Consider the following 20011-nt stretch of genomic DNA (forward strand, 5'->3'; position numbering starts at 1 on the left):
CGGCACGAACAAGAAAAGCCGCGCCTTGCAGTGCGGCTTTTTTATTCCCAAATGTTGAGAGCCGTGCGGATCAGGGTTTCTTGACGGTATCGTCAACTGCCTTCGCAGTGGATTTGATATCCTTACCGACGCCGCGCACCGTGTTGGCGCAGGCCGAAACAGCCAAGGCGCAGGCGAGAATAGCGATTGGCGCGACGCGGAACAATTTCATGATTGGTGTCTCCCTCAGCATATAAATTCGCTGGACAGCAACGAAGATCGATTAGACTGGTTCCATGACTACCGCGCGAAAACAACAATCCGATCAAGGCGACAGGCTGCTCGTCATCGCCTGCGGGATGATCGCGCGCGAAGTTTTGGCGGTCAAGGAGCAGCTCGGGCTCGACCATCTCGACCTGACCTGCCTGCCGGCGGAGTTCCATTTCTATCCGGACCGCATCGCGCCGGCCATGGACAGGGCTATCGAGAAGGCCAAGACCGACGGCTACAGACACATCTTCGTCGGCTATGCCGATTGCGGCACGGGTGGCCTGCTCGATCGGATCTGCGAGAAGCATGGCGTCGAGCGCATGGCCGGGCCGCATTGCTTTGCTTTCTACCAGGGCATGGATGCCTATGCGAAGGTCGCCGATGACGACATGATGTCGTTCTACATGACCGACTTCCTCTGCCGGCAATTCGATGCCTTCTTCATGAAGCCGCTCGGCCTCGACAAGCACCCGGAGCTGATCAAGGACTATTTCGGCAACTACGAGAAGCTGATCTATATCGCTCAGACCAACGACCCGGAACTCGACAAGGTCGCCGAAAAGGCGGCGAAAATGCTCGGCCTCGCCTATGAGCGCCGCTCGACCGGCTATGGTGACCTGACGAAGGAACTGGCCAGCGCCTCAGCACATTCGTAAAAGAAATAGCGTCCTCTAAGCGTTTGCCGGAGGCTGCCGTTCATTTTCGCCCACCGATTCACCGATCCGATATGACATCGATAATGCGCCCGGTTTCAAGGCGGATCGGCCCCCGCGCGGTTGGATCTTTAAGCAATATTTCGGCAAGCATTGCATCGACATTGTCGAAATTACTTTGCAGAATTGACGGATCACTTAGCTCCCAATACTCCCCTTCATCGACGACATTGAGACTGGAGAACAAGCGAGTAATTTCGCGAAGAAACCTGATGATCTCGATATGAGCGCCTGCACCTGAAAACTGAGTTTTACAATGTTGTTGAACGAAGAGGTGATTGTCGAACTCAAGCCGCAGCGGTTCCGAATTGGGATGCGGTTGAAGCTCTATTCCAAACACAGGGCCAATATAGTCCACGTTTCGTTCATCAATGACTCGATTGAGCGTCTTCTCGCGCTCATCGATCTCGCGCACCGGCCAGTCTCGCGCAATGGCGAACGCCTTGGCTTCGTGCAGCAAAGCAGCATATTGCTCGTGACCCCGTAACTGTCCTTCAAAGTAGATTGTTACTCCCAACTACCTCTCCCAGTGACGCGCATTCCTGACGAATACCCGCGCTCTTATTCCGCCACAAGCCGGGCGAGCACATCGGCAAAGCTCGTCTTGCAGATGAAACCCAGCCGCTTCCTCGCCCGCGACGCATCATAGACCCGGTCGATCGACGAAAACATCGTCCAGCCTTTCTTCGCGTAGAGCGCCGGATAATCCGGAAAATAGCGCGCCACGACCGACGGCGCGTCGGCGATCAAGGCCGCGCAATCTTCGGGCTGGAAAGGCGTCGGTGCCGAGATGATGAAAGTGTCGAAGCCCAATTGCGGCGCTTTCTCCAGGGCAGCGATGTGGGCGTCGGCTGCGTCCTCCACCGTCAGCCGGCGGAACAACAGCTCATTGGCCTTGGTGTTGGCATCCGACTGTTCGATCACGTGCGCCATGTCGTCCGCCTCGGGAAAAAACCGGGCGGTGCGCAACACGATCACCGGCAGGCCGAACTGCAAATGATAGAGCCGGCAGAGCTGTTCGGCTGAAAGCTTGGTGACGCCGTAGATGTTGCGCGGTTCAGGCGACATGTCTTCCGTCAGCCATGCCGCCTTGCGCGTCCCGCCGGTGAAGCCGGCGCGAATGGTTTGGGAAATCATCAGCGACGTCGTCGACGTGAACACGAAACGCTGAACGCCGAATGCTGCCGCCGCGTCGAGCAGGTTGAGCGTGCCGCGCACATTCGTCTCGACGAAATCCTCGTTGCGATGACGTTCGATGTCAGGCTTGTGCAGCGCGCCGCTATGGATGATGGCCTCGACGCGGTTCCCCTCGACCGCCCTCATGACCAGGTCGCGATCGGCGACTGAGCCGACGATCGGCGTTTCCGAAGACGGAACGGGATCGAGGCCGGTGACGTCATGGCCAAGAGCCCGCAGGCGCGGCGCCAAGGCGCTGCCCAGCCAACCGGACGATCCCGTCAGCAAGATCCGCATTCTTTCCACCTCGTTTCTGCTGTCGATGCTCAGGCACGGATGACAGAACGCGGCGAAACATTAAGGTATGCGCCAGACAAGAAAACAGCCTGCTCCAGCCATCAAAAAGGAAACGCCACCGATGATCGCTCGCCTCATGTTTGCCGCAGCAACTGTCCTCTGCTTGACCATGCCCGCGTTCGCCGATGGCGAGGTGCAGACGCTGATAACGGCTGCCGACAAGGCGCGGCTCAACAAATATGGCGAGACGCGCAAGGCAGCGCTTGACGAGGCGAAGGCCGGCGATCCCGCCGAGGTCAAGCAGCTCGACGCTTTGCTGGCAAAGCCGCTGGTTCCCTTCTCTGACAGGGACCTGACCGGCAAATGGCAATGCCGCACCATCAAGGCCGGCGGATTGAGCCCGCTCGTCATCTATGGCTGGTTCAAATGCGAGGTGAGCGACGACGGTTCTGGCTGGAGACTGGAAAAGATCACCGGCTCGCAACGCACCAAGGGCCGCTTCTTCGACGATGGCGAGAAACGCGCGATCTATCTCGGTTCCTTCCACGTCAACGACGATCCGGCAAAGCCCTACGGCAGCGGCCCGGAAAGCGATCAGGTCGGCTATGCCTTCCGCAACAGCGCCAGTGAATGGCGCATCGAGTTCCCGGCGCCCTATTACGAATCGAAGCTCGATATCCTCGAATTCAAGCGCTGAGCCCGATCACCAGGGGTTAACCCGGTCAGCCTAGCATTCGCGCGCAAAGAACAGGTTCTTTGCGGGGAGTCGCAGAGCATGGCACTGTCGAAAACAAACCAACGGCCGATCGTCGTCGTCACCGAAGGCGGCCCGCATATCTGGGCGATCGTCAACGCCCTCGCCGATCAACTCGGCCCGGTCAGCGTCATCCTCGAAGCTCCTGAATCCAAAAAGCAATTGCTTCTCGCGCGGGCGCGGCGGCAAGGCTGGACCTCGGCCATCGGTCAACTCGGCACGATGGTGCTGACGCGCCTCGGTAAGCGCTTCTTCGCCGGCCACGCAGCACGGCTTGCCGCCGGGCAGAAGCTGCAAACCGAACCGAAGCCTGGGCAAAAGATCATTTATGTCTCGTCGGCCAACGCGCCGGAGTGCCTGCAGGCGATTGCGGAAATCCAGCCGGGTGTGGTGCTGCTCGCCGGCTGCCGCTTGCTGTCGCGGCAGACGCTGGCGAAAATCCCTTGCCCGGTCCTCAACTACCATGCCGGCATCGCCCCGAAATATCGTGGCATGAACGGCGGCTACTGGGCGCTGGCTTCAGGCGATGCGGAGAACTTCGGCACCACCGTGCATCTGGTCGACGCCGGCGTCGACACTGGCGGCGTGCTGCGGCAGACGCGTGGCAAACCGCAGCCGGGCGACACAGTTTCGAGCTACGCGTTGCGGCAGGCGGCCTTCTCGCGCGACATCTGCGTCGAAGCGGTCAGGGATGCGCTGGCCGGCAAGCTCGGCACGGTGGATCCCGGCCTACCTTCGACACAATGGTATCATCCGACGATATGGTTTTATCTCTGGACCGGGATAAGGAACGGCGTCTGGTGACGCGCCGATTTACCGGACAGCCACCCGCCACTAACATTGCATCATGAGCGACATCGACCACCGTACCATCATTGCCGGCCTTTCGGTCGAGGACCGTCGCGACCTCACCGCCAGGGTTGACCGGCCAGGCATTGTCCGGCTGGCGGTCCATGCCGGGCTGGTTATCCTGCTAGGCGCGCTGATCGCCGCTCGCATCCCGTTCTGGCCCGCGCTCGTCTTGCCGCAGGGAATTCTGATCGTCTTCTTCTTCACGCCGTTGCACGAGACCATCCATGAAACGGCATTCAGGACGGCGTGGCTCAATCGCGCTGTTGCCGCCGTGGCCGGCTTCCTTATCCTGCTGCCGCCGGCATGGTTCCGCTATTTCCATTTCGCCCATCACCGCCATACGCACGACCCGGACAACGACCCCGAACTGATGGCCCCGAAGCCGGAGACCATCAGCCAATATCTGCGCTATCTGTCAGGCGGCCCCTATTGGATCGCCATGGGCCGTGTGATCGCAACCAATGCGGCGGGCCGCAACCGCGACGGCTTTGTGCCGGAAAAGCGCCGCGGCAAGGTGATTGCCGAAGCACGGCAGTTCCTGATCGGCTATGCGGCATTGCTGGCCGCATCGCTCGCCGCGCAGTCGGCGCTGCTGTTGTGGGTCTGGATCGTGCCGGTGCTGGTCGGACAGCCGTTTTTGCGTGCCTACCTGCTGGCCGAGCACGCGTTGTGCCCGCATGTCGCCAACATGCTCGAGAACACCCGCACCACCTTCACCACAAGGCTGGTGCGCTTCGTGGCTTGGAATATGCCGTACCATTCCGAGCACCATTCCTATCCGGCCGTTCCCTTCCACCGCCTGCCGCGCTTCCATGACATCGTCGCGGAGCATTTACGCACGACCGAACGAGGTTACGTGCGCTTCCACAGGAAGCTGGTCGGCAGCTACGATGGCCGCGCCGGCTGACCAGTGCTGGAAGAAACTCCGCTTTCAACCGCGGCCGTCGATTGCGTCGCTTTTGAAGGCCCCCGCGTCGTCCCATAACAAGCAGCCTAACAGCGCTTCCGGCAATGCTCGAAACCACTGCATTGGCCAAAAGATCGGAATCGATCTTCGGAGAGCACGATGCAGCGGAGTTAAATGGTAGAGCATCGTTTGTGCGTCCGATTGGACGCACGGCGCTCTGCAGGAGCAGGAAATTATGGCCGATCTGATCGTCGTCTACTGGCGCGACATCCCCGCCCAGGTCATCGTCAAGAAGGGCCGGCAGAGCGCCAAGCGCGAACTGCCGCTGCGCTTCACCGAGGCGATCGACATGTGCGCCATGCGCACCGGCGCTGGCGGCACCGACGACTATCTTGCCGAATGGCGCAAGGCAGAACCCCTCCCGGTCAGTGACGATCTTGAAGCCGAGGCCGAGAAGGCTCTTCAGGAACTTGATGCGAAATACGACCGTGAGCGGCTGGTCGCTCTGGTCAAGGCGGGGGGCAAAGAGAATGTCTGATCCCCAATCAATGCCGGCGACGACGGCTCAAGCCGGCGTGACCCAGGCGACCATCGTCAAGAAGGCGGCGCCGAAATCCGACTACAAGCCGGCCGACGTGTCGCCGCAGCGGCGTGTGCAGCGCTCTTTCGCGGTGCGGCTTTGGTCTGTGCGGCATTCGCGGCTGCTCGAATGGTTCTACGGCAAATTCGCCGACATGTTCCTGCTCCTCCATCCGCTGTGGAAGGGCATCGGCTACAGCCGTGTCGAAGGGCCTGTGAAATTCGTCGAAAAGCGCGTCAAGGGATTCATGTTCGACTGCCGCATGTGCGGCCAGTGCATCCTTTCCTCGACCGGCATGTCGTGCCCAATGAACTGCCCCAAGCAATTGCGCAACGGCCCTTGCGGCGGTGTCCGCGCCAACGGCAATTGCGAGGTCGAGCCTGACATGCCTTGCGTCTGGGTCAAAGCCTGGGAAGGCTCGCGGAACATGGTGCATGGCGACAAGATTTTGGAAGTGCAGAAGCCGGTGGATCAGTCCTTGCGCGAAACTTCCGCCTGGCTGCGGGTCACCGCGCAGGCCGCGGCCGCCCGCAATGCGGCCCGGAATACTACGAAGACCGGAGCATCGGCATGATCGGCCGTCAGCCAGACGAGAATCCGGCCGGCATCCATTTGCCGCTCGATCCCCTGCCCGGCCACACCTCGCGTGGCCGGCTGGAACGCGTCCTCAGGCGCGGCGAGTTCGCAGTGACGACCGAGCTCAATCCGCCCGACAGCGCCGATCCGGAAGACGTCTACAACCGCGCCAGGATTTTCGACGGCTGGGTCGACGCCATCAATGCCGTCGACGCTTCCGGCGCCAACTGCCACATGTCGTCGGTCGGCATCTGCGCGCTGCTGACCCGCATGGGCTATGCCCCGATCATGCAGATCGCCTGCCGCGACCGGAACCGCATCGCCATCCAGGGCGACGTGCTTGGGGGTGCTGCGATGGGCGTCGCCAACATGCTGTGCCTGACCGGCGACGGCGTGCAGGCCGGCGACCAGCCCGGCGCCAAGCCGGTGTTCGATCTCGACTGCATGTCGCTGCTCGAAACCTGCCGCGTTATGCGCGATAACGGCAAATTCCTGTCCGGCCGCAAACTCACGACCCCGCCGCAGCTTTTCCTTGGCGCGGCGATCAACCCGTTTGCGCCGCCGATCGATTTCCGGCCCTATCGGCTGGGCAAGAAGATCGCCGCCGGGGCACAGTTCGTGCAGAGCCAGTACTGCTTCGACGTACCGATGTTCCGCACCTACATGCAGAAGGTCCGCGATCTCGGCTATACCGAGAAATGTTTCATCCTGTGCGGCGTCGGGCCGCTGGCCTCGGCCAAGACGGCCAAATGGATCCGCTCCAACGTACCGGGCATTCACATTCCCGATCAGATCGTCAAGCGCCTGGAAGGCGCCCAGGATCAGAAGAAGGAAGGCAAGCAGCTCTGCATCGACATCATCAATGAGGTGAAGGAAATTCCCGGTGTATCCGGCGTCCATGTGATGGCCTACCGCCAGGAAGAATACGTCGCCGAGATCGTCGACGAATCCGGCGTGCTGAAGGGTCGCCGGCCGTGGAAACGCGAAATCCGTCGCGACGACCAGCTCGTTGCCGACCGGCTCGACCACATACTGCATGACGACCTCACCGAAACCCAGGTCGACATGGTCAAGACCGCGCATTGACAGCGCGAATCGTCAGCATTCGCTTGATCAGAAACAGATAACGATATAAAGAACTCTTTATATCACGATGGAGAGATTTCATGACCCGCACCATCGTCGCCTCGGCGACACGAGAAATCATCATCGGCTTCGATCAGCCCTTCTGCGTGATCGGCGAGCGCATCAACCCGACCGGCCGTAAGAAACTGGCCGCCGAAATGATCGCCGGCAATTTTGAGACCGTCATCAAGGATGCGCTGGAGCAGGCCGCCTGTGGGGCGACCATGCTCGACGTCAATGCCGGCGTCACTGCAGTCGATCCCAACGCCACCGAGCCGGCGCTGCTGGTGCAGACGCTGGAGATCGTGCAAGGCCTGGTCGACCTGCCGTTGTCGATCGACTCCTCCGTGACTGCGGCAATCGAAGCGGCGCTGAAGGTCGCCAAAGGCCGGCCGCTGGTCAATTCCGTCACCGGCGAGGAGGAAAAGCTCGAAGCCATCCTGCCGTTGATCAAGAAATACAACGTTCCCGTCGTCGCCATTTCCAACGACGAGACCGGTATTTCGATGGACCCCGATGTGCGCTTCGCCGTCGCCAAGAAGATCGTTCAGCGCTGTGCCGACTTCGGCATTCCGGCGCATGATGTGGTCGTCGACCCGCTGGTCATGCCGATCGGCGCGCTGGGCGATGCCGGCCGCCAGGTATTTGCCCTGCTACGCCGGCTGCGCGAGGAGCTCAAGGTCAACACCACCTGCGGCCTCTCCAACATCTCATTCGGCCTGCCGCACCGTCATGGCATCAACGCCGCCTTCATCCCGATGGTGATCGGCGCCGGCATGACCTCGGCGATCATGAACCCGGTGCGGCCGCAGGAAATGGAAGCGGTGCGTGGCGCCAACGTGCTGAACGGCACCGACGAGAACTGCACCAACTGGATCAGGACCTACAAGGACTACAAGCCTGCTGAGGGCGGCCAGGCCGTTGCCGCCCGGACGCAGGTCAACGCGCCGGGCGATGGCAATGGCAATGGCGGACGCAGGCGCGGCGGCCGTGAAGCGCGTATGGCCCGGGGTTGAGCCAGGTCTTGGCCGACACGATATGGGGCCTAGGACTGGGGAGGAACCGAGACATAGCGGCATCGCTGCCGTAGCCAAGACCCGAGCTGCGTAGAAAGTAAAGTCTGGAACGTATGAACTCTCCCGTCAACATCACCGATCCGCTCGTGCTGTTCATGCCGTCGGGCAAGCGCGGGCGGTTTCCGGTCGGCACGCCGGTTCTGGACGCCGCGCGCCAGCTCGGTGTCTATGTCGAGAGCGTGTGCGGCGGGCGTGCCACTTGCGGGCGTTGCCAGATCGAGGTGCAGGAAGGTAATTTCGCCAAGCACAAGATCGTTTCCTCCAACGATCACCTCTCGCCCAAGGGCGCTAAGGAAGAGCGCTACGAACGCGTACGCGGCCTGCCCGAGCGCCGCCGGCTGTCCTGCTCGGCGCAGATTCTCGGCGATCTCGTCGTCGACGTGCCGCAGGACACCGTCATCAACGCGCAGACCATCCGCAAGGACGCCGACACCAGGGTCATCGCCCGCGATGCGGCAATCCGCATGTGCTATGTCGAGATCGAAGAACCCGACATGCACAAGCCGCTCGGCGACCTCGACCGGCTGAAGATCGCGCTGATGAAGGACTGGGGCCTCAAGAGCCTCGATTTCGATTTCCATCTGTTGCCGCAGGTGCAAGGCATTTTGCGCAAAGGCAACTGGACCGCGACCGCCGCCATCCACAAGGACACCGACAGCGAGACCGCACGGGTCATCGCTTTGTGGCCCGGCCTCAAGAACGAGGCGTACGGACTTGCCTGCGATATCGGCTCGACCACGATCGCCATGCATCTGGTGTCGTTGCTGTCGGGCCGCGTCGCCGCCTCGTCGGGCACATCCAATCCGCAGATCCGCTTCGGCGAGGATCTGATGAGCCGTGTCTCGTACGTGATGATGAACCCGGACGGCCGCGAAGGCATGACGGTCGCCGTGCGCGAGGCCATTTCGGGGCTTGTGGACAAGGTCTGCACCGAAGGCAACGTCCAACGCAACGACATCCTGGATTCCGTGTTCGTCGGCAATCCGATCATGCACCATCTGTTCCTCGGCATCGATCCGACCGAGCTCGGCGGCGCCCCCTTCGCGCTAGCCGTCTCCGGCGCCGTGCACATCAAGGCATCGGATATCGGTTTGAAGCTCAACCAGGGCGCCAGGCTCTATATGCTTCCTTGCATTGCCGGCCATGTCGGCGCGGACGCTGCCGCAGTGACGCTGTCGGAAGGGCCGCACCGCCAGGACGAGATGATGCTGATCGTCGATGTCGGCACCAATGCCGAGATCGTGCTCGGCAATCGCCACCGGGTCGTGGCGGCCTCATCGCCAACTGGCCCGGCCTTCGAAGGTGCGGAAATCTCCGGTGGCCAGCGCGCCGCACCGGGTGCCATCGAGCGCGTCCGCATCGATCCTGAAACGCTGGAACCGAAATACCGCGTCATCGGCTCGGAACTCTGGTCCGACGAGCCGGGCTTCCTCGACAGTGTGCAGGCGACCGGCGTCACCGGTATTTGCGGCTCCGGCATCATCGAGGTGGTCGCCGAGATGTATCTCGCCGGCATCATCTCCGAGGACGGCGTCGTCGATGGATCGCTGAGCGGCCACTCGCCTCGCGTCGTCGCCAATGGCCGCACCTTCTCCTATGTGCTGAAGGAAGGCGAGCCCAAGATCACCATCACCCAGACTGATGTGCGCGCTATCCAGCTTGCCAAGGCCGCCCTTTATGCCGGCACCAAGCTTTTGATGGAAAAACAGCACACCGATCATGTCGACCGCATCCACTTCGCCGGCGCATTCGGCTCGTTCATCGACCCGAAATACGCAATGGTGCTGGGCCTGATTCCGGATTGCGACCTCGACAAGGTCTCGGCCGTTGGCAATGCGGCCGGCGCCGGCGCCCGCATGGCGCTGTTGAACCGTGGCTATCGCCGCGAGATCGAGGAAACCGTTAGCAAGATCGAGAAGATCGAGACGGCGCTGGAGCCGAAATTCCAGGAACATTTCGTTTATGCCATGGCGCTCCCGAACAAGATCGACCCGTTTCCCAAGCTGTCGGCGGCGGTGAAACTGCCGCCGCGCAAGACGGTGAGCGAAGACGGCATTGCCGGCGACGCTGCCCCGCGGCGGCGTTCGCGCGAAGGCCATGCCGCGCGGCGCGGGCGGGGATGACTCGCCTCCGCCAGGCTGTCAGAACTTCCATTTTCATTTGTATGCAAATGTTTCCAGATCGCGCCGATCTGGAAACGAAATCGCGTTTTCGTGAAATCCGCCAGATACATAGGCGGAGCATTTAACCGGCATCGAACGGCCGGCGGAAACAGTTTTCGGCCACCGCAACGCTCCAAGGAGATCAAGATGTCGATGTTCGAAAGCTTCGGCCGCTATGGTGCGGCCTTCAAGAAAACACGCGAAGCGCGCAAGTCGCTGCGCATCCTCAACAGCTTGCCGCCTGAGATCCAAAAGGACATTGGCTGGCCGGTGTCGCCGCGTTCGAGCGAAAGGCAGCTTGCGGTCGGATGGGGCACGCAGCGCGGATGAAATTCATCGACAAATGCAAGCTGCTCGGTATTCGCCGGAGCCGCAATGCGGCTCCGGCTGCACCCAGCAATTGGCTGCGCGCCGCGTTGCTGCCGCGGCGTTGAGCTGCACCGGTAGGCCAGAGACTTCATGGCCGGACGCTTTGTCGACAGCTGGGATCAAACGACCGTATTGAGATTGCATCAATCTTGACTTTTTTGGTGGCGACACAATCTTCGAAATAGTCGGGGGTTCTCTTAGTCGGCTCAGCCGAAGTCCGTGTATCTGCATGCCCAGTCTCAAAAGCCACGTCGTGTCGTTCGTCCTCAGGTACAGCCGCAAGAAGGCGTTTTCCAGCCCCGAGAACCTGCAGCGCTGGATCGCCTATGCGCGCAAGACGGAAAACCATCAGCCGCCTGCGTCGCTGTGGTCACGCCTGGAGATCACAACCCGCACGATCAACGGCTTTCCCGTCTACGAGATCGCTCCCCAGGCTGGTGAGCGGAGGCGGATTCTCTACCTGCACGGCGGCGCTTACGTCTTTGAAATCACACCCTATCATTGGCGGCTGATCGCCGACATGGCCGACCGCCTCGGGTTCGGTATCACCGTGCCGATCTATCCCATTGCTCCCGAACACGATTTTCACGCCATGTTCGGCATGGTCGGCGCCGTCTACCGCCAGATGTTCGGCGAAACCAGGGCGAATGATATCATCTTCATGGGCGATTCCGCCGGCGGAAACATGGCCGTCGTGCTGACCATGATGGCTGCGCAAGACGGCCTGCCCTTGCCATCACGCCACGTGCTGATTTCGCCCGGTCTCGACGTGTCGCTCGCCAACCCAGAAATGTATGAGGCCGAACGCAACGATCCGTGGCTGGGCATTGCCGGCGGCCGCGAGGCGATCCGGCTTTACAGCGCCGGCATCGATCCCACCGACTGGCGCATCAGCCCGGTTTACGGCGACCTGTCGGTGCTGCCCAAAACGCTGCTGCTGACCGGTTCACGCGATCTGCTCACCCCCGACAATCTGATCTTCGCGGAAAAGGCACGCGCGGCCGGCGTCGAAATTGAGGTCGTCCACGAGCAAGGCATGTTCCATGTCTGGCCGTTGATCGACATGCCGGAGGCGCGTCGCGCGCGGGACAGCATAGTGGCCTTCTTGACCAACGAAACTGACAGTTATCATGCCAAGGCAGGAGAGTTGTCGCTGCAAAGGGCAGACCGCGACGGAACGCCTCGCGATCTGGTTGCGCCGCGCGACGGAACGCCTCGCGATCTGGTTGCGCCGCTCAGGTCGTAGTTTGGCTCAGAACTTCCCAGTTTCCCTGAACATCTCAAACGTCGCGCGGATATGGTCGGCGACTGCCTTCACCGGCGCGCTGGCGTCCGGCGTCACCACCATGGCCAGGTTGTAGGTGCCGATGTCAGGCATGCCGTCCTTGGGGCACAGCTCGACCATGTCGCTGCCGAGGAAGGATTTCGGCAGCGGCGCCACCGCAAGATCCGCCATGATCGCGGCGCGCTGGCCGGCCGTGTGCGCGCTCATATAGGCGATACGGTAGTTGCGGCCCTCGCGGCCAAGCGCCTCCAATGCCCCTGCCCGCCAGGCACAGCCCTCTTCCCACAATGAGACCGGCAGCGGCTCGCGCAGATGCGCGCAACCGCCCTTGGCACCGGCCCAGACGATCGGCTCTGTGAGCAGCACTTCGGCGCCGATCGCGCTGGTCTTGTAGGAGTTGGTGAGCAGCGTGATGTCGAGCGCCCGGTCGTCCATGCGCCGGCGCAGATTGACGCTCTGGTCGATGGTGACGTCGACCGCGATAGATGGATGCGATTGTGCGAACCGCTTCAGCACATGCGGCAGCACACGTTCGCCGTAATCGTCCGGCGAGCCGAGCCGCACCACCCCGACAATGTCTGGAATGATGAACTTCGACACCACCTCGCGATTGATCGACAGCAGCCGGCGCGCATAGCCGAGCAGCATCTCGCCATCGGTGGTCAGCGTCACCGAACGGGCGTCGCGTGCGAACACCGAGCGGCCGAGAATGTCCTCCAGCTTCTTGATCTGCATGGAGACGGCCGACGGCGTGCGGAAGACCGCATTGGCCGCAGTGGTGAAGCTGCCGGTCTCGGCGATTGCGACGAAAGTGCGCAGAACATCGAGATCGAGCAGCGGCAGCGGATGATTGAGTGGGGCGTTCATGGCAAGCGACCTTCAATTTTTCTGATGCAAACCATCATTCCATTTCGTTTGATTGAACATCAGTTTGGGAGGATAGTCAACTCCATCGAAGGCAGGACGCATCGAAGTGGTCCCGAAACAACCATGACACGGACCTGCAATCGACACGAAATGAAGCTGAAACAAACCCGGTGTACCGCCTGACGCTGCAAGCGCCGGGACAACCCGGCCCAACGCGAAGGAGAATGAGATGTCTATCCTGTCATCCATCGGTCGGATCGCGACCGAATTCAGCGAGGCCCGTGCCCGCTACCAGACGGAACGCGCCATCCGCGCGCTGCCGATTGAACTGCAGAAGGATATCGGCTGGCCTGAAGCTGCCGATGCCAAGGCCGGCACTCGCCATGGTGTGGGATCCTGGGCTGGAGCAAAGTAAACCGTGTGTATCAACAGCTGAAGGCCTGCCGCGCAGATCAGCCCGGCAGGCCTTTTTGTTTGTACTCCAACAATTTTCCCGAGCCATGTCGCCGTCGCATGCCGCATATGAGCAAGTCGCATAGCAGCCCGCACTGGCAATCAACACATTGTAAATAATCGAAAATCCTGGGCAGAATGCCCAAATTTGTCGCATTCCGTGTCGCTTTTCATATCAAGTGCTTCGCTTTTGCGATTTAGTTTCCCCTCACGTAAGCCTATATCATCATCAACAAACGAGCTGCCCCACTCCATCAAGCGAAGGCGACCCGTCTGAGCAACCGAATGGAGATGATCATGAAGCTTTTTGCCCGCCTCTTTGCCCGTCGCGAAATGAACCTGACGACCGCGCTCGAGCGCCAGCGCCTGGCCAACACCATGCCTGGCCAGACCGGTGCCATGGCTGCCGCGCGCCTCGGCTTCGTCGCCTGAGACGCGGCAATCCCGGCGGAAGCAGCCTAGCGCTGCTTCGAAGTCGATCCAGCGCCGCTTCGGTTTTGCCGAGGCGGCGTTTTCGTGTGCACAGACTGCGTAGGCTCGTTTGGTCGATCCGGCGGCATGTCGCGTCCTTCGCCGCATAGCGATTGCCCATTTGCGACCCGTGTCGCAAATAAAGTCGCTCCGTTGCCGTCTAGCCAATTGACAGGAAACGTCTTTCCTGATGTCGCTATGCTAATCGCGACATCCTGTTCGCGCCATTGCAGCGTGAGGATCTACCCGTGAACGTCGTAAAGCACCCGATCCGGCGATCGTTCGTATTCTTCCTGGTCCCCGATTTCACCATGATCGCCTTCGCGACGGCGCTCGATCCGTTGCGTTCGGCCAACCGCATGCTCGGCTATGAAGCCTATCGCTGGCGGCTCGCCAGCATCGACGGCAAGCCGGTGCGCGCCTCGAACGGCGTCGAATGCGCCGTCAACACCTCGCTGGAGGAAGAGCGCAAGAAAATGTCCGGACCGGACCGGCCGAACATGGCCATCGTCTGCAGCGGCATCAATGTCGAACGCTACCAGAACAAATCGGCCTTTGCCTGGTTGCGCGAGGAGTACAATCGCGGCGTTGCCGTCGGCGGCCTGTGCACCGGCGCGCATATCCTGGCCGCCGCAGGCCTGCTGTCCAACAAGCGCTGCGCCATCCATTGGGAGAACCTGCCGGGCTTTTCCGAGGCGTTCCCCAAGGCCAATGTCTTCGCCGACCTCTTCGAGATCGACCAGAACATCTACACCTGCGCCGGCGGCACCGCCGCGCTCGACATGATGCTGAAGCTGATCGGCGACGATTTCGACGAAAGCCTCGTCAACCGCGTCTGCGAGCAGGTGCTGACTGATCGCGTGCGCAGCCCGACCGACCGCCAGCGCCTGCCGCTGCGCGCCCGCCTTGGCGTGCAGAATTCCAAGGTTCTGACCATTATCGAGCTGATGGAAGCCAATCTCTCCGAGCCGCTCTCGCTGATCGAGGTCGCTGACCATGTCGACCTGTCGCGCCGGCAGATTGAGCGCCTGTTCCGCACCGAGATGGGGCGCTCCCCTGCCCGTTACTATCTGGAGATCCGCCTCGACCGCGCCCGGCACCTGCTGATCCAGTCGTCGTTGCCGGTGGTCGAAGTGGCGGTCGCCTGCGGCTTTGTTTCCGCCTCGCATTTCTCCAAATGCTATCGCGAATTGTACGCCCGCTCGCCGCAACAGGAACGCGTCGACCGCAAGCAGCTTCTGGCGGCTTGATCTGGCAAATCAGCAGAGGACCGGCGAAGTGTGATATTCCCGCATCGAGAGATGTCGCATGACCACGAGTTCGAGCCTATCCCAAAAACCGGCCGACCCGCACAGCTTCCGCCTCGATGCAGAAAAATGGGCCGCGTTCATGGCGGCACTGGACGCCCCTACGCGCGACCTTCCACGCCTAAAGCGCCTGTTGAGCGAACCGAGCATCTTTTCCGGTCGCGGTCGAGTGTAGGTTGCGGCGACTATACCTGCGCCGTGCGCATAGCCTCGACGCGGATGTCTTCCGTCAGCCGCGCTTTCAGCGCCGAGAATTCCGGGCTGGTCTTCAGCGTGTAGTGGCGCGGATGCGGCAGGTCGACGGCAACGTCCGATTTGATGCGGCCCGGCCGTGCCGTCATCACGACCACGCGCGACGCCATGAAGATCGCCTCCTCGATGTCGTGGGTGACGAACAGCACCGTTTTTTGCCGGCGCTCCCAGATGCCGAGAAGCAGTTCCTGCATCAGCCCGCGGGTCTGGTTGTCAAGCGCGCCGAACGGCTCGTCGAGCAGCAGGATCTCCGGATCGTTGGCCAGTGCCCGGGCAATCGCGGTGCGCTGCTGCATGCCGCCGGAAAGCTGCTTCGGCCAATGGTTTTCAAAACCTCTCAGCCCGACGAGATCGACGTAAGAAGCGACGATTTCGCTGCGCTCGTGCTCGGCCATTCCACGTTCGCGCAGGCCGAAGGCGATGTTCTCGGCGACCGTCAGCCACGGAAACAGCGTATAGGACTGGAAAACCATGCCGCGGTCTGGACCGGGCCGGTCCACCACCCTGCCGTCGAGCAGAACACGTCCCCCACTCGGCGCTTCGAGGCCGGCGACGATCCTGAGCAGCGTAGACTTTCCACAGCCGGATGGCCCCAGGATGGTGATGAAGTCGTTGGCGGCGACCGCCAGATCGATCGGCATCAGCGCCATGACCGGCTGCCCACCGCCGACACCGGCGAAGGTGCGCGAGACGCCTTCGATGAGCAGCTTGCTCACGCCAGGCTCCATGGAAACAGCCAACGGTTGAGCGCCTTGAAGGCGAAATCGGACAACAGCCCGATCAGGCCGATGACGATGATGCCGAAGATGATCTGCCCTGTCGCCAGCCGCGACTGGCTGTTGATGATCATGTAGCCGATGCCCGACGACGAGCCGATCAGCTCGGCGACGATGACATAGGTCCAGGCCCAGCCGAGCACCAGCCGCAGGGTCTCGGCAATCTCCGGCGCATTGGCCGGCATGATCACGCGCCGCACGATGCCGTTGTCGGACGAGCCAAGCGTGTAGGCCGCCTCGACCAGGTCGCGCCGTGTGCCGCCGACCTTGACCGCGATGATCAGGATGATCTGGAACACCGAGCCGACGAAGATCACCAGCAGTTTTTCGAGCTCGCCAACGCCCGCCCACAGGATGAGCAGCGGGATGAAGGCCGATGCCGGCAGATAGCGGGCGAAGGAGACGAACGGCTCCAGGAACGCCTCCACGGGCTTCCAGGCACCCATCAAGATGCCGAGCGGCACGGCAACGATGGCCGCCATCAGGAACCCGCCGAAGACGCGCCAGATGGTGATAAGGATGTCGAGCCAGAAGCGGTCCTCGACCAGCAGCCGCCAGCCGTCTCTCACCATCGACAGCGGATCGGCAAGGAAAATGCGATTGACGTGGCCGCCAAGCGTGATCCACGCCCAGAACGCCACGAACAGCACGAAGAACGAAATGCCGAGCACGGTTCGAATGCCCGGCGAGACCGGATGCAAGGGGCGCGGCATCTTCGACCGTCCTCTGATCTGAATGAAAAAGCGGCGGCGCACGCGCCGCCGCCGGGCGACAATCCTGGCGGTTAGTCGGCGACGGCGCTGGTGTCGGCCAACGTCGAGACGTCAGGCGCTTCCTTGATCAAACCCATCTGCAGCAGAAGCTCGCCAGCGGTCTTGGAAAAGTCCTGGAATTCCTTGGTGAAGAACTGCTTGTTTTCAGCCTTGTCGGCCCATTTCAGGTATTTGGCCGACTCTTCGAATTCCTTGGCCGACTGCTTCACGTCGGCACCCATCGTCTCATAGGATTTCGCCGGATCGCTCTTGATCAGGTCGAGTGCCTCGAAATAGCTGTCGGCAAGCGCCTTGCCCGCATCCGGATTGGCCTTGAGGAACTCCGGCGTGCAGCCGACCGTATCGAGCACCATCGGATAGTCGAGAGTGGTGACAAGGATATGGCCCTGGTCGGACTTTTCGCGCACCGCCGAGATGAACGGCTCATAGGTGACCGCCGCATCGTTCTGGCCGGCGAGAAACGCCTGCGCCGCCGCATCCGGCTCCAGGTTGACGACCGTCACGTCCTTGGTCGACATGCCGTTCTTGTTGAGCACCCAGGCCAGCATGAAATAGGGCGAGGTGCCTGGCGCCGAAGACGCAACCGACTTACCTTTGAGATCGGCGACGGTCTTTAGGTCGTTGCGGGCGACGATGCCGTCGGCGCCGTAGGATTTGTCGAGCTGGAATATCTGCTTGGTCGTCACGCCATTGGCGTTCCAGACCAGCCAGGTCTCGACCGTGGTGGCGGCGCATTGCAGGTCGCCGCTGGCGATGGCGAGCGGCCGGCTGGCTTGCGGCACCTTCTTCAAGGTGACGTCGAGGCCGTGCTTTTCGAAGATGCCGGCCTGCTTGGCGAGCGTCAGCGGCGCAAAGCCGGTCCATCCACTGATGCCGATGCTGACCGATGTGGCGGCCATCGCCGGCGCGGACAATCCGATGGCAAGCGTCAAGCTTGCGGCAAGAATTCCGATCCTGTTCATGTCGGTTCCCCTTTTATGTGTTCGGATGCGGAATTGTGTCACAGACGCCCGCAGGCTTGTCAATGAAGCAGATGCTGCACTGCGGTATGTCACCATCGACAGCAAACTCCGCCATCAGCGGCTGTCGTACATCCAGCTGCGGTCGCGCCACATTTTTTCGCCGACCAGGCAGTCGGTGACGGGGATGTCCTGTGCCAGCACCAATGGCGGATGCGCCGCCCCTTCCGCCGCTCGCTGCGGCGAGGCCGGACCGGCAAGCTCCAGCACCAGCTTGCGGCGGATGGCCTCCGGAAACTGCGTCCAGTCATTGACCGGGATCATGAAGGAGCCCGGCCCGCCGATGACGCAGTCGCTGTAGTAGCGGTCGAGATTGTTGACATCGTAAGCGCTGCTGAACCCGCCCCTGGTCATCAGCGGCAGGCCGTTGACGGTGATGCCTTGCTTGATCACGGCGTCGCGGGTGATATCGACAGGTGCGCCCTGGTTGTTGGGGCCGTCACCCGAAATGTCGATCACCCGCTTGACGCCCTGGAAGCCGCTTTCAGCAAAGAGATCGCTGGCGAATTCCAGCGCGCCGGAGATCGAGGTGCGCCTGGCAGTGGCCGGCGGATGAGCGGAAAGCTGCGCTGCCAGCCGCTCGGCGTCGGCACGATTGGCGATCACCGTCCACGGCACCACGACCTGCTGCCAGGTCGCGCCAGCCCATTCGACATAGGTGACGGCAATCTTGCCATGAGCGCCTTCGCCGATTGCCTGCAGGACATCGTCATGCGTCAGCGCCGCCGCGTAGCCATGACGCTGGATTTCGAGCTCGTCCGGCGACATGGACAGCGAAACGTCGACTGCCAGCACCAGTTCGACGTCGACCGGCTCGGCGGCGCGGGAGTTTGCAGTCAGCCATAGCACCGACGCCAGCGCGGCGGCACCCGAGACGAGATGTCTTGCACGGGCAAAACCAGACATGCCGCACGGTAAGCGAAAATCGCCGATCGACAAAGAGAAAAGCCCGGTGAAGAGCCGGGCTCATCCGGTCACATTCTTGCGAACCGCCGGAAAGCGAATTTCATTTGTAGATGCGGTGCCCGCCCCGTCCCCGCCACTCCACGGCCTTCTCGACATCCGTCTCGGAGAATGGGTCCGGCTTCGGTTTTCTAGCACCGACTCCGCGCGCTGCCCTCCAGTTCGGCTTGAATGACGGCGGAAGCCACAACAGAATACCTGCAACCGCGGCAGGCAAGATGATCGCAAAACGCAGAATTGAAAGTACGATGCCGCAGATGCCGACGATCTGCGCGGCCCGGCGGACGCCGAAGCGTCTCAGGAACAAATGTCTTGCAATCACGCCGCCATCCAGATCGTAGGCGGGCAGGATGTTGAGAATGATAAGTGACACGTTCAATAATGCGCCAATCCAAAGCGTCCACTCCAGAGGACCGGCCGACCTTGACGGCAGCCACCCGAATGGCCTTTCGGGCACAACTGGGATGAGTTCTCCAAAAACCAGATAATAGGCCGCATCGAAAAACGCGGCGAGCGCGATGTTCGCCAGGGGACCCGCTATCGCAATCCGCGCCCAGGCAGGCGATGGCGCTGCGGCGCGTTTGAAACGCGTGAGCCCGCCGAAGAGATATAATTCTATCCTGTCGGTGGCGACGCCTTGTCGGCGTCCGATCCAGGCGTGTGCCAGTTCGTGCAGAAATATCGACGCAAACAGAAGCGCTGCAAAGATAGAGGTATGGATCAGTGCATCCTTGGGTCGGCTCGCCCACTCGTTCAGGAAAGGCAGCACAATGGGAATTGCGAAGGTCCAGCTGACGCGAACCGGGATATTCCGGTTCAGCTGAAACACAAGCGCATCGTTTTTTCTGTCCCAGCCGATCCGCCGCAAAGGCACCCCCCAATCGCAGCGCGACGGTAAGCGAGAATCATCGCTCCACAAAGCGAAAAGCCCGACGATGAATCGGGCTTCTGCATTCAGGTCCTGCTGGCACTGCTCGGCTTGCCTGTGTGGAGAATCGGCAGGCAAGCA

Annotated in this window: 24 protein-coding genes; 15 read left to right on the forward strand and 9 right to left on the reverse strand. The window is 61.5% G+C overall.

The annotated features are described in order from the left end of the window. Nucleotides 1–70 precede the first annotated feature (70 nt). Nucleotides 71–211 (reverse strand): entericidin A/B family lipoprotein, encoded by a 141-nt coding sequence (locus tag NKH41_RS16365; protein ID WP_023676507.1) that lies wholly within the window; start codon nt 209–211, stop codon nt 71–73. Nucleotides 212–275: 64 nt separating this feature from the next. Here NKH41_RS16365 and NKH41_RS16370 point away from each other — a divergent pair, with 64 nt between their 5' ends. Beyond that, on the forward strand, nt 276–905 hold the full coding sequence (locus NKH41_RS16370) for a DUF1638 domain-containing protein (RefSeq protein WP_352500949.1): 630 nt from the start codon (nt 276–278) through the stop codon (nt 903–905). Nucleotides 906–963: 58 nt separating this feature from the next. Here the strand turns inward: NKH41_RS16370 and NKH41_RS16375 are convergent, their stop codons facing one another. Together NKH41_RS16375 and NKH41_RS16380 are read right to left on the reverse strand one after the other, a co-directional pair. Continuing rightward, on the reverse strand, nt 964–1479 hold the full coding sequence (locus NKH41_RS16375) for a hypothetical protein (protein ID WP_352500950.1): 516 nt from the start codon (nt 1477–1479) through the stop codon (nt 964–966). A 44-nt stretch (nt 1480–1523) separates the two neighbouring features. Beyond that, a complete protein-coding gene (locus NKH41_RS16380; protein ID WP_352767958.1) occupies nt 1524–2435 on the reverse strand; it encodes an NAD-dependent epimerase/dehydratase family protein in 912 nt (303 codons plus the stop codon). Between the two features lie 121 nt (nt 2436–2556). Here NKH41_RS16380 and NKH41_RS16385 point away from each other — a divergent pair, with 121 nt between their 5' ends. The 10 genes from NKH41_RS16385 to NKH41_RS16430 all read left to right on the forward strand — a co-directional run bounded on the left by NKH41_RS16385 (nt 2557) and on the right by NKH41_RS16430 (nt 12082). Then, nucleotides 2557–3132, forward strand: coding sequence for a DUF4893 domain-containing protein (locus NKH41_RS16385; RefSeq protein ID WP_352470292.1), 576 nt, complete (start codon nt 2557–2559; stop codon nt 3130–3132). A 78-nt stretch (nt 3133–3210) separates the two neighbouring features. Then, a complete protein-coding gene (locus NKH41_RS16390) occupies nt 3211–3993 on the forward strand; it encodes a formyl transferase (RefSeq protein WP_352679962.1) in 783 nt (260 codons plus the stop codon). A 43-nt stretch (nt 3994–4036) separates the two neighbouring features. After that, on the forward strand, nt 4037–4948 hold the full coding sequence (locus tag NKH41_RS16395) for a fatty acid desaturase (RefSeq protein ID WP_352767954.1): 912 nt from the start codon (nt 4037–4039) through the stop codon (nt 4946–4948). Nucleotides 4949–5183: 235 nt separating this feature from the next. Further along, entirely contained in the window at nt 5184–5486 is a 303-nt protein-coding gene (locus NKH41_RS16400) for a virulence factor (RefSeq protein WP_352767953.1), read from the forward strand. Continuing rightward, nucleotides 5479–6102 carry a methylenetetrahydrofolate reductase C-terminal domain-containing protein gene (locus tag NKH41_RS16405; RefSeq protein WP_352454616.1) on the forward strand — a complete coding sequence of 208 codons (624 nt, stop codon included), beginning with the start codon at nt 5479–5481 and terminating at the stop codon, nt 6100–6102. Before NKH41_RS16400 ends, NKH41_RS16405 begins: the two co-directional genes overlap by 8 nt. Next, entirely contained in the window at nt 6099–7190 is a 1092-nt protein-coding gene (locus NKH41_RS16410) for a methylenetetrahydrofolate reductase (protein ID WP_023676515.1), read from the forward strand. Before NKH41_RS16405 ends, NKH41_RS16410 begins: the two co-directional genes overlap by 4 nt. Before the next feature lie 80 nt (nt 7191–7270). After that, nucleotides 7271–8245 carry a methyltetrahydrofolate cobalamin methyltransferase gene (locus tag NKH41_RS16415; protein ID WP_023676516.1) on the forward strand — a complete coding sequence of 325 codons (975 nt, stop codon included), beginning with the start codon at nt 7271–7273 and terminating at the stop codon, nt 8243–8245. Nucleotides 8246–8358: 113 nt separating this feature from the next. Continuing rightward, on the forward strand, nt 8359–10428 hold the full coding sequence (locus NKH41_RS16420; RefSeq protein WP_352452107.1) for an ASKHA domain-containing protein: 2070 nt from the start codon (nt 8359–8361) through the stop codon (nt 10426–10428). Nucleotides 10429–10614: 186 nt separating this feature from the next. Continuing rightward, nucleotides 10615–10797 carry a hypothetical protein gene (locus NKH41_RS16425; RefSeq protein WP_352500957.1) on the forward strand — a complete coding sequence of 61 codons (183 nt, stop codon included), beginning with the start codon at nt 10615–10617 and terminating at the stop codon, nt 10795–10797. 268 nt (nt 10798–11065) lie between these two features. Beyond that, nucleotides 11066–12082 (forward strand): alpha/beta hydrolase, encoded by a 1017-nt coding sequence (locus tag NKH41_RS16430; RefSeq protein WP_352767950.1) that lies wholly within the window; start codon nt 11066–11068, stop codon nt 12080–12082. A gap of 6 nt (nt 12083–12088) precedes the next feature. Here NKH41_RS16430 and NKH41_RS16435 read toward each other — a convergent pair whose 3' ends face one another. Then, nucleotides 12089–12988 (reverse strand): LysR substrate-binding domain-containing protein, encoded by a 900-nt coding sequence (locus NKH41_RS16435; RefSeq protein ID WP_023676521.1) that lies wholly within the window; start codon nt 12986–12988, stop codon nt 12089–12091. A gap of 229 nt (nt 12989–13217) precedes the next feature. Between NKH41_RS16435 and NKH41_RS16440 the strand changes: the two genes are divergently transcribed. The 4 genes from NKH41_RS16440 (at nt 13218) to NKH41_RS16455 (ending at nt 15394) form a co-directional block, all read left to right on the forward strand. After that, nucleotides 13218–13403, forward strand: a complete 186-nt coding sequence (locus NKH41_RS16440; RefSeq protein WP_352452109.1) for a hypothetical protein — start codon at nt 13218–13220, stop codon at nt 13401–13403. 335 nt (nt 13404–13738) lie between these two features. Then, entirely contained in the window at nt 13739–13873 is a 135-nt protein-coding gene (locus tag NKH41_RS16445) for a hypothetical protein (RefSeq protein ID WP_013894968.1), read from the forward strand. A gap of 350 nt (nt 13874–14223) precedes the next feature. After that, nucleotides 14224–15162, forward strand: a complete 939-nt coding sequence (locus tag NKH41_RS16450; protein WP_348625928.1) for a GlxA family transcriptional regulator — start codon at nt 14224–14226, stop codon at nt 15160–15162. Between the two features lie 58 nt (nt 15163–15220). Continuing rightward, nucleotides 15221–15394, forward strand: a complete 174-nt coding sequence (locus tag NKH41_RS16455; protein WP_352500959.1) for a type II toxin -antitoxin system TacA 1-like antitoxin — start codon at nt 15221–15223, stop codon at nt 15392–15394. A 10-nt stretch (nt 15395–15404) separates the two neighbouring features. Here NKH41_RS16455 and NKH41_RS16460 read toward each other — a convergent pair whose 3' ends face one another. From NKH41_RS16460 to NKH41_RS16480, 5 genes are all read right to left on the reverse strand, one after another. Beyond that, nucleotides 15405–16187 (reverse strand): ABC transporter ATP-binding protein, encoded by a 783-nt coding sequence (locus NKH41_RS16460; protein WP_352767948.1) that lies wholly within the window; start codon nt 16185–16187, stop codon nt 15405–15407. Next, on the reverse strand, nt 16184–16960 hold the full coding sequence (locus NKH41_RS16465; protein ID WP_352539653.1) for an ABC transporter permease: 777 nt from the start codon (nt 16958–16960) through the stop codon (nt 16184–16186). The genes NKH41_RS16460 and NKH41_RS16465 overlap by 4 nt, the downstream gene beginning before the upstream one ends. Nucleotides 16961–17031: 71 nt before the next feature. After that, nucleotides 17032–17982 carry an ABC transporter substrate-binding protein gene (locus NKH41_RS16470; RefSeq protein WP_352767946.1) on the reverse strand — a complete coding sequence of 317 codons (951 nt, stop codon included), beginning with the start codon at nt 17980–17982 and terminating at the stop codon, nt 17032–17034. A 114-nt stretch (nt 17983–18096) separates the two neighbouring features. Next, entirely contained in the window at nt 18097–18945 is an 849-nt protein-coding gene (locus NKH41_RS16475) for a DUF1194 domain-containing protein (RefSeq protein ID WP_352767944.1), read from the reverse strand. A 100-nt stretch (nt 18946–19045) separates the two neighbouring features. Further along, nucleotides 19046–20008, reverse strand: a complete 963-nt coding sequence (locus tag NKH41_RS16480; RefSeq protein WP_352767941.1) for a site-2 protease family protein — start codon at nt 20006–20008, stop codon at nt 19046–19048. Nucleotides 20009–20011 lie beyond the last annotated feature (3 nt).

This window comes from Mesorhizobium sp. M1169 (assembly GCF_040318345.1).
Lineage (GTDB): Bacteria > Pseudomonadota > Alphaproteobacteria > Rhizobiales > Rhizobiaceae > Mesorhizobium.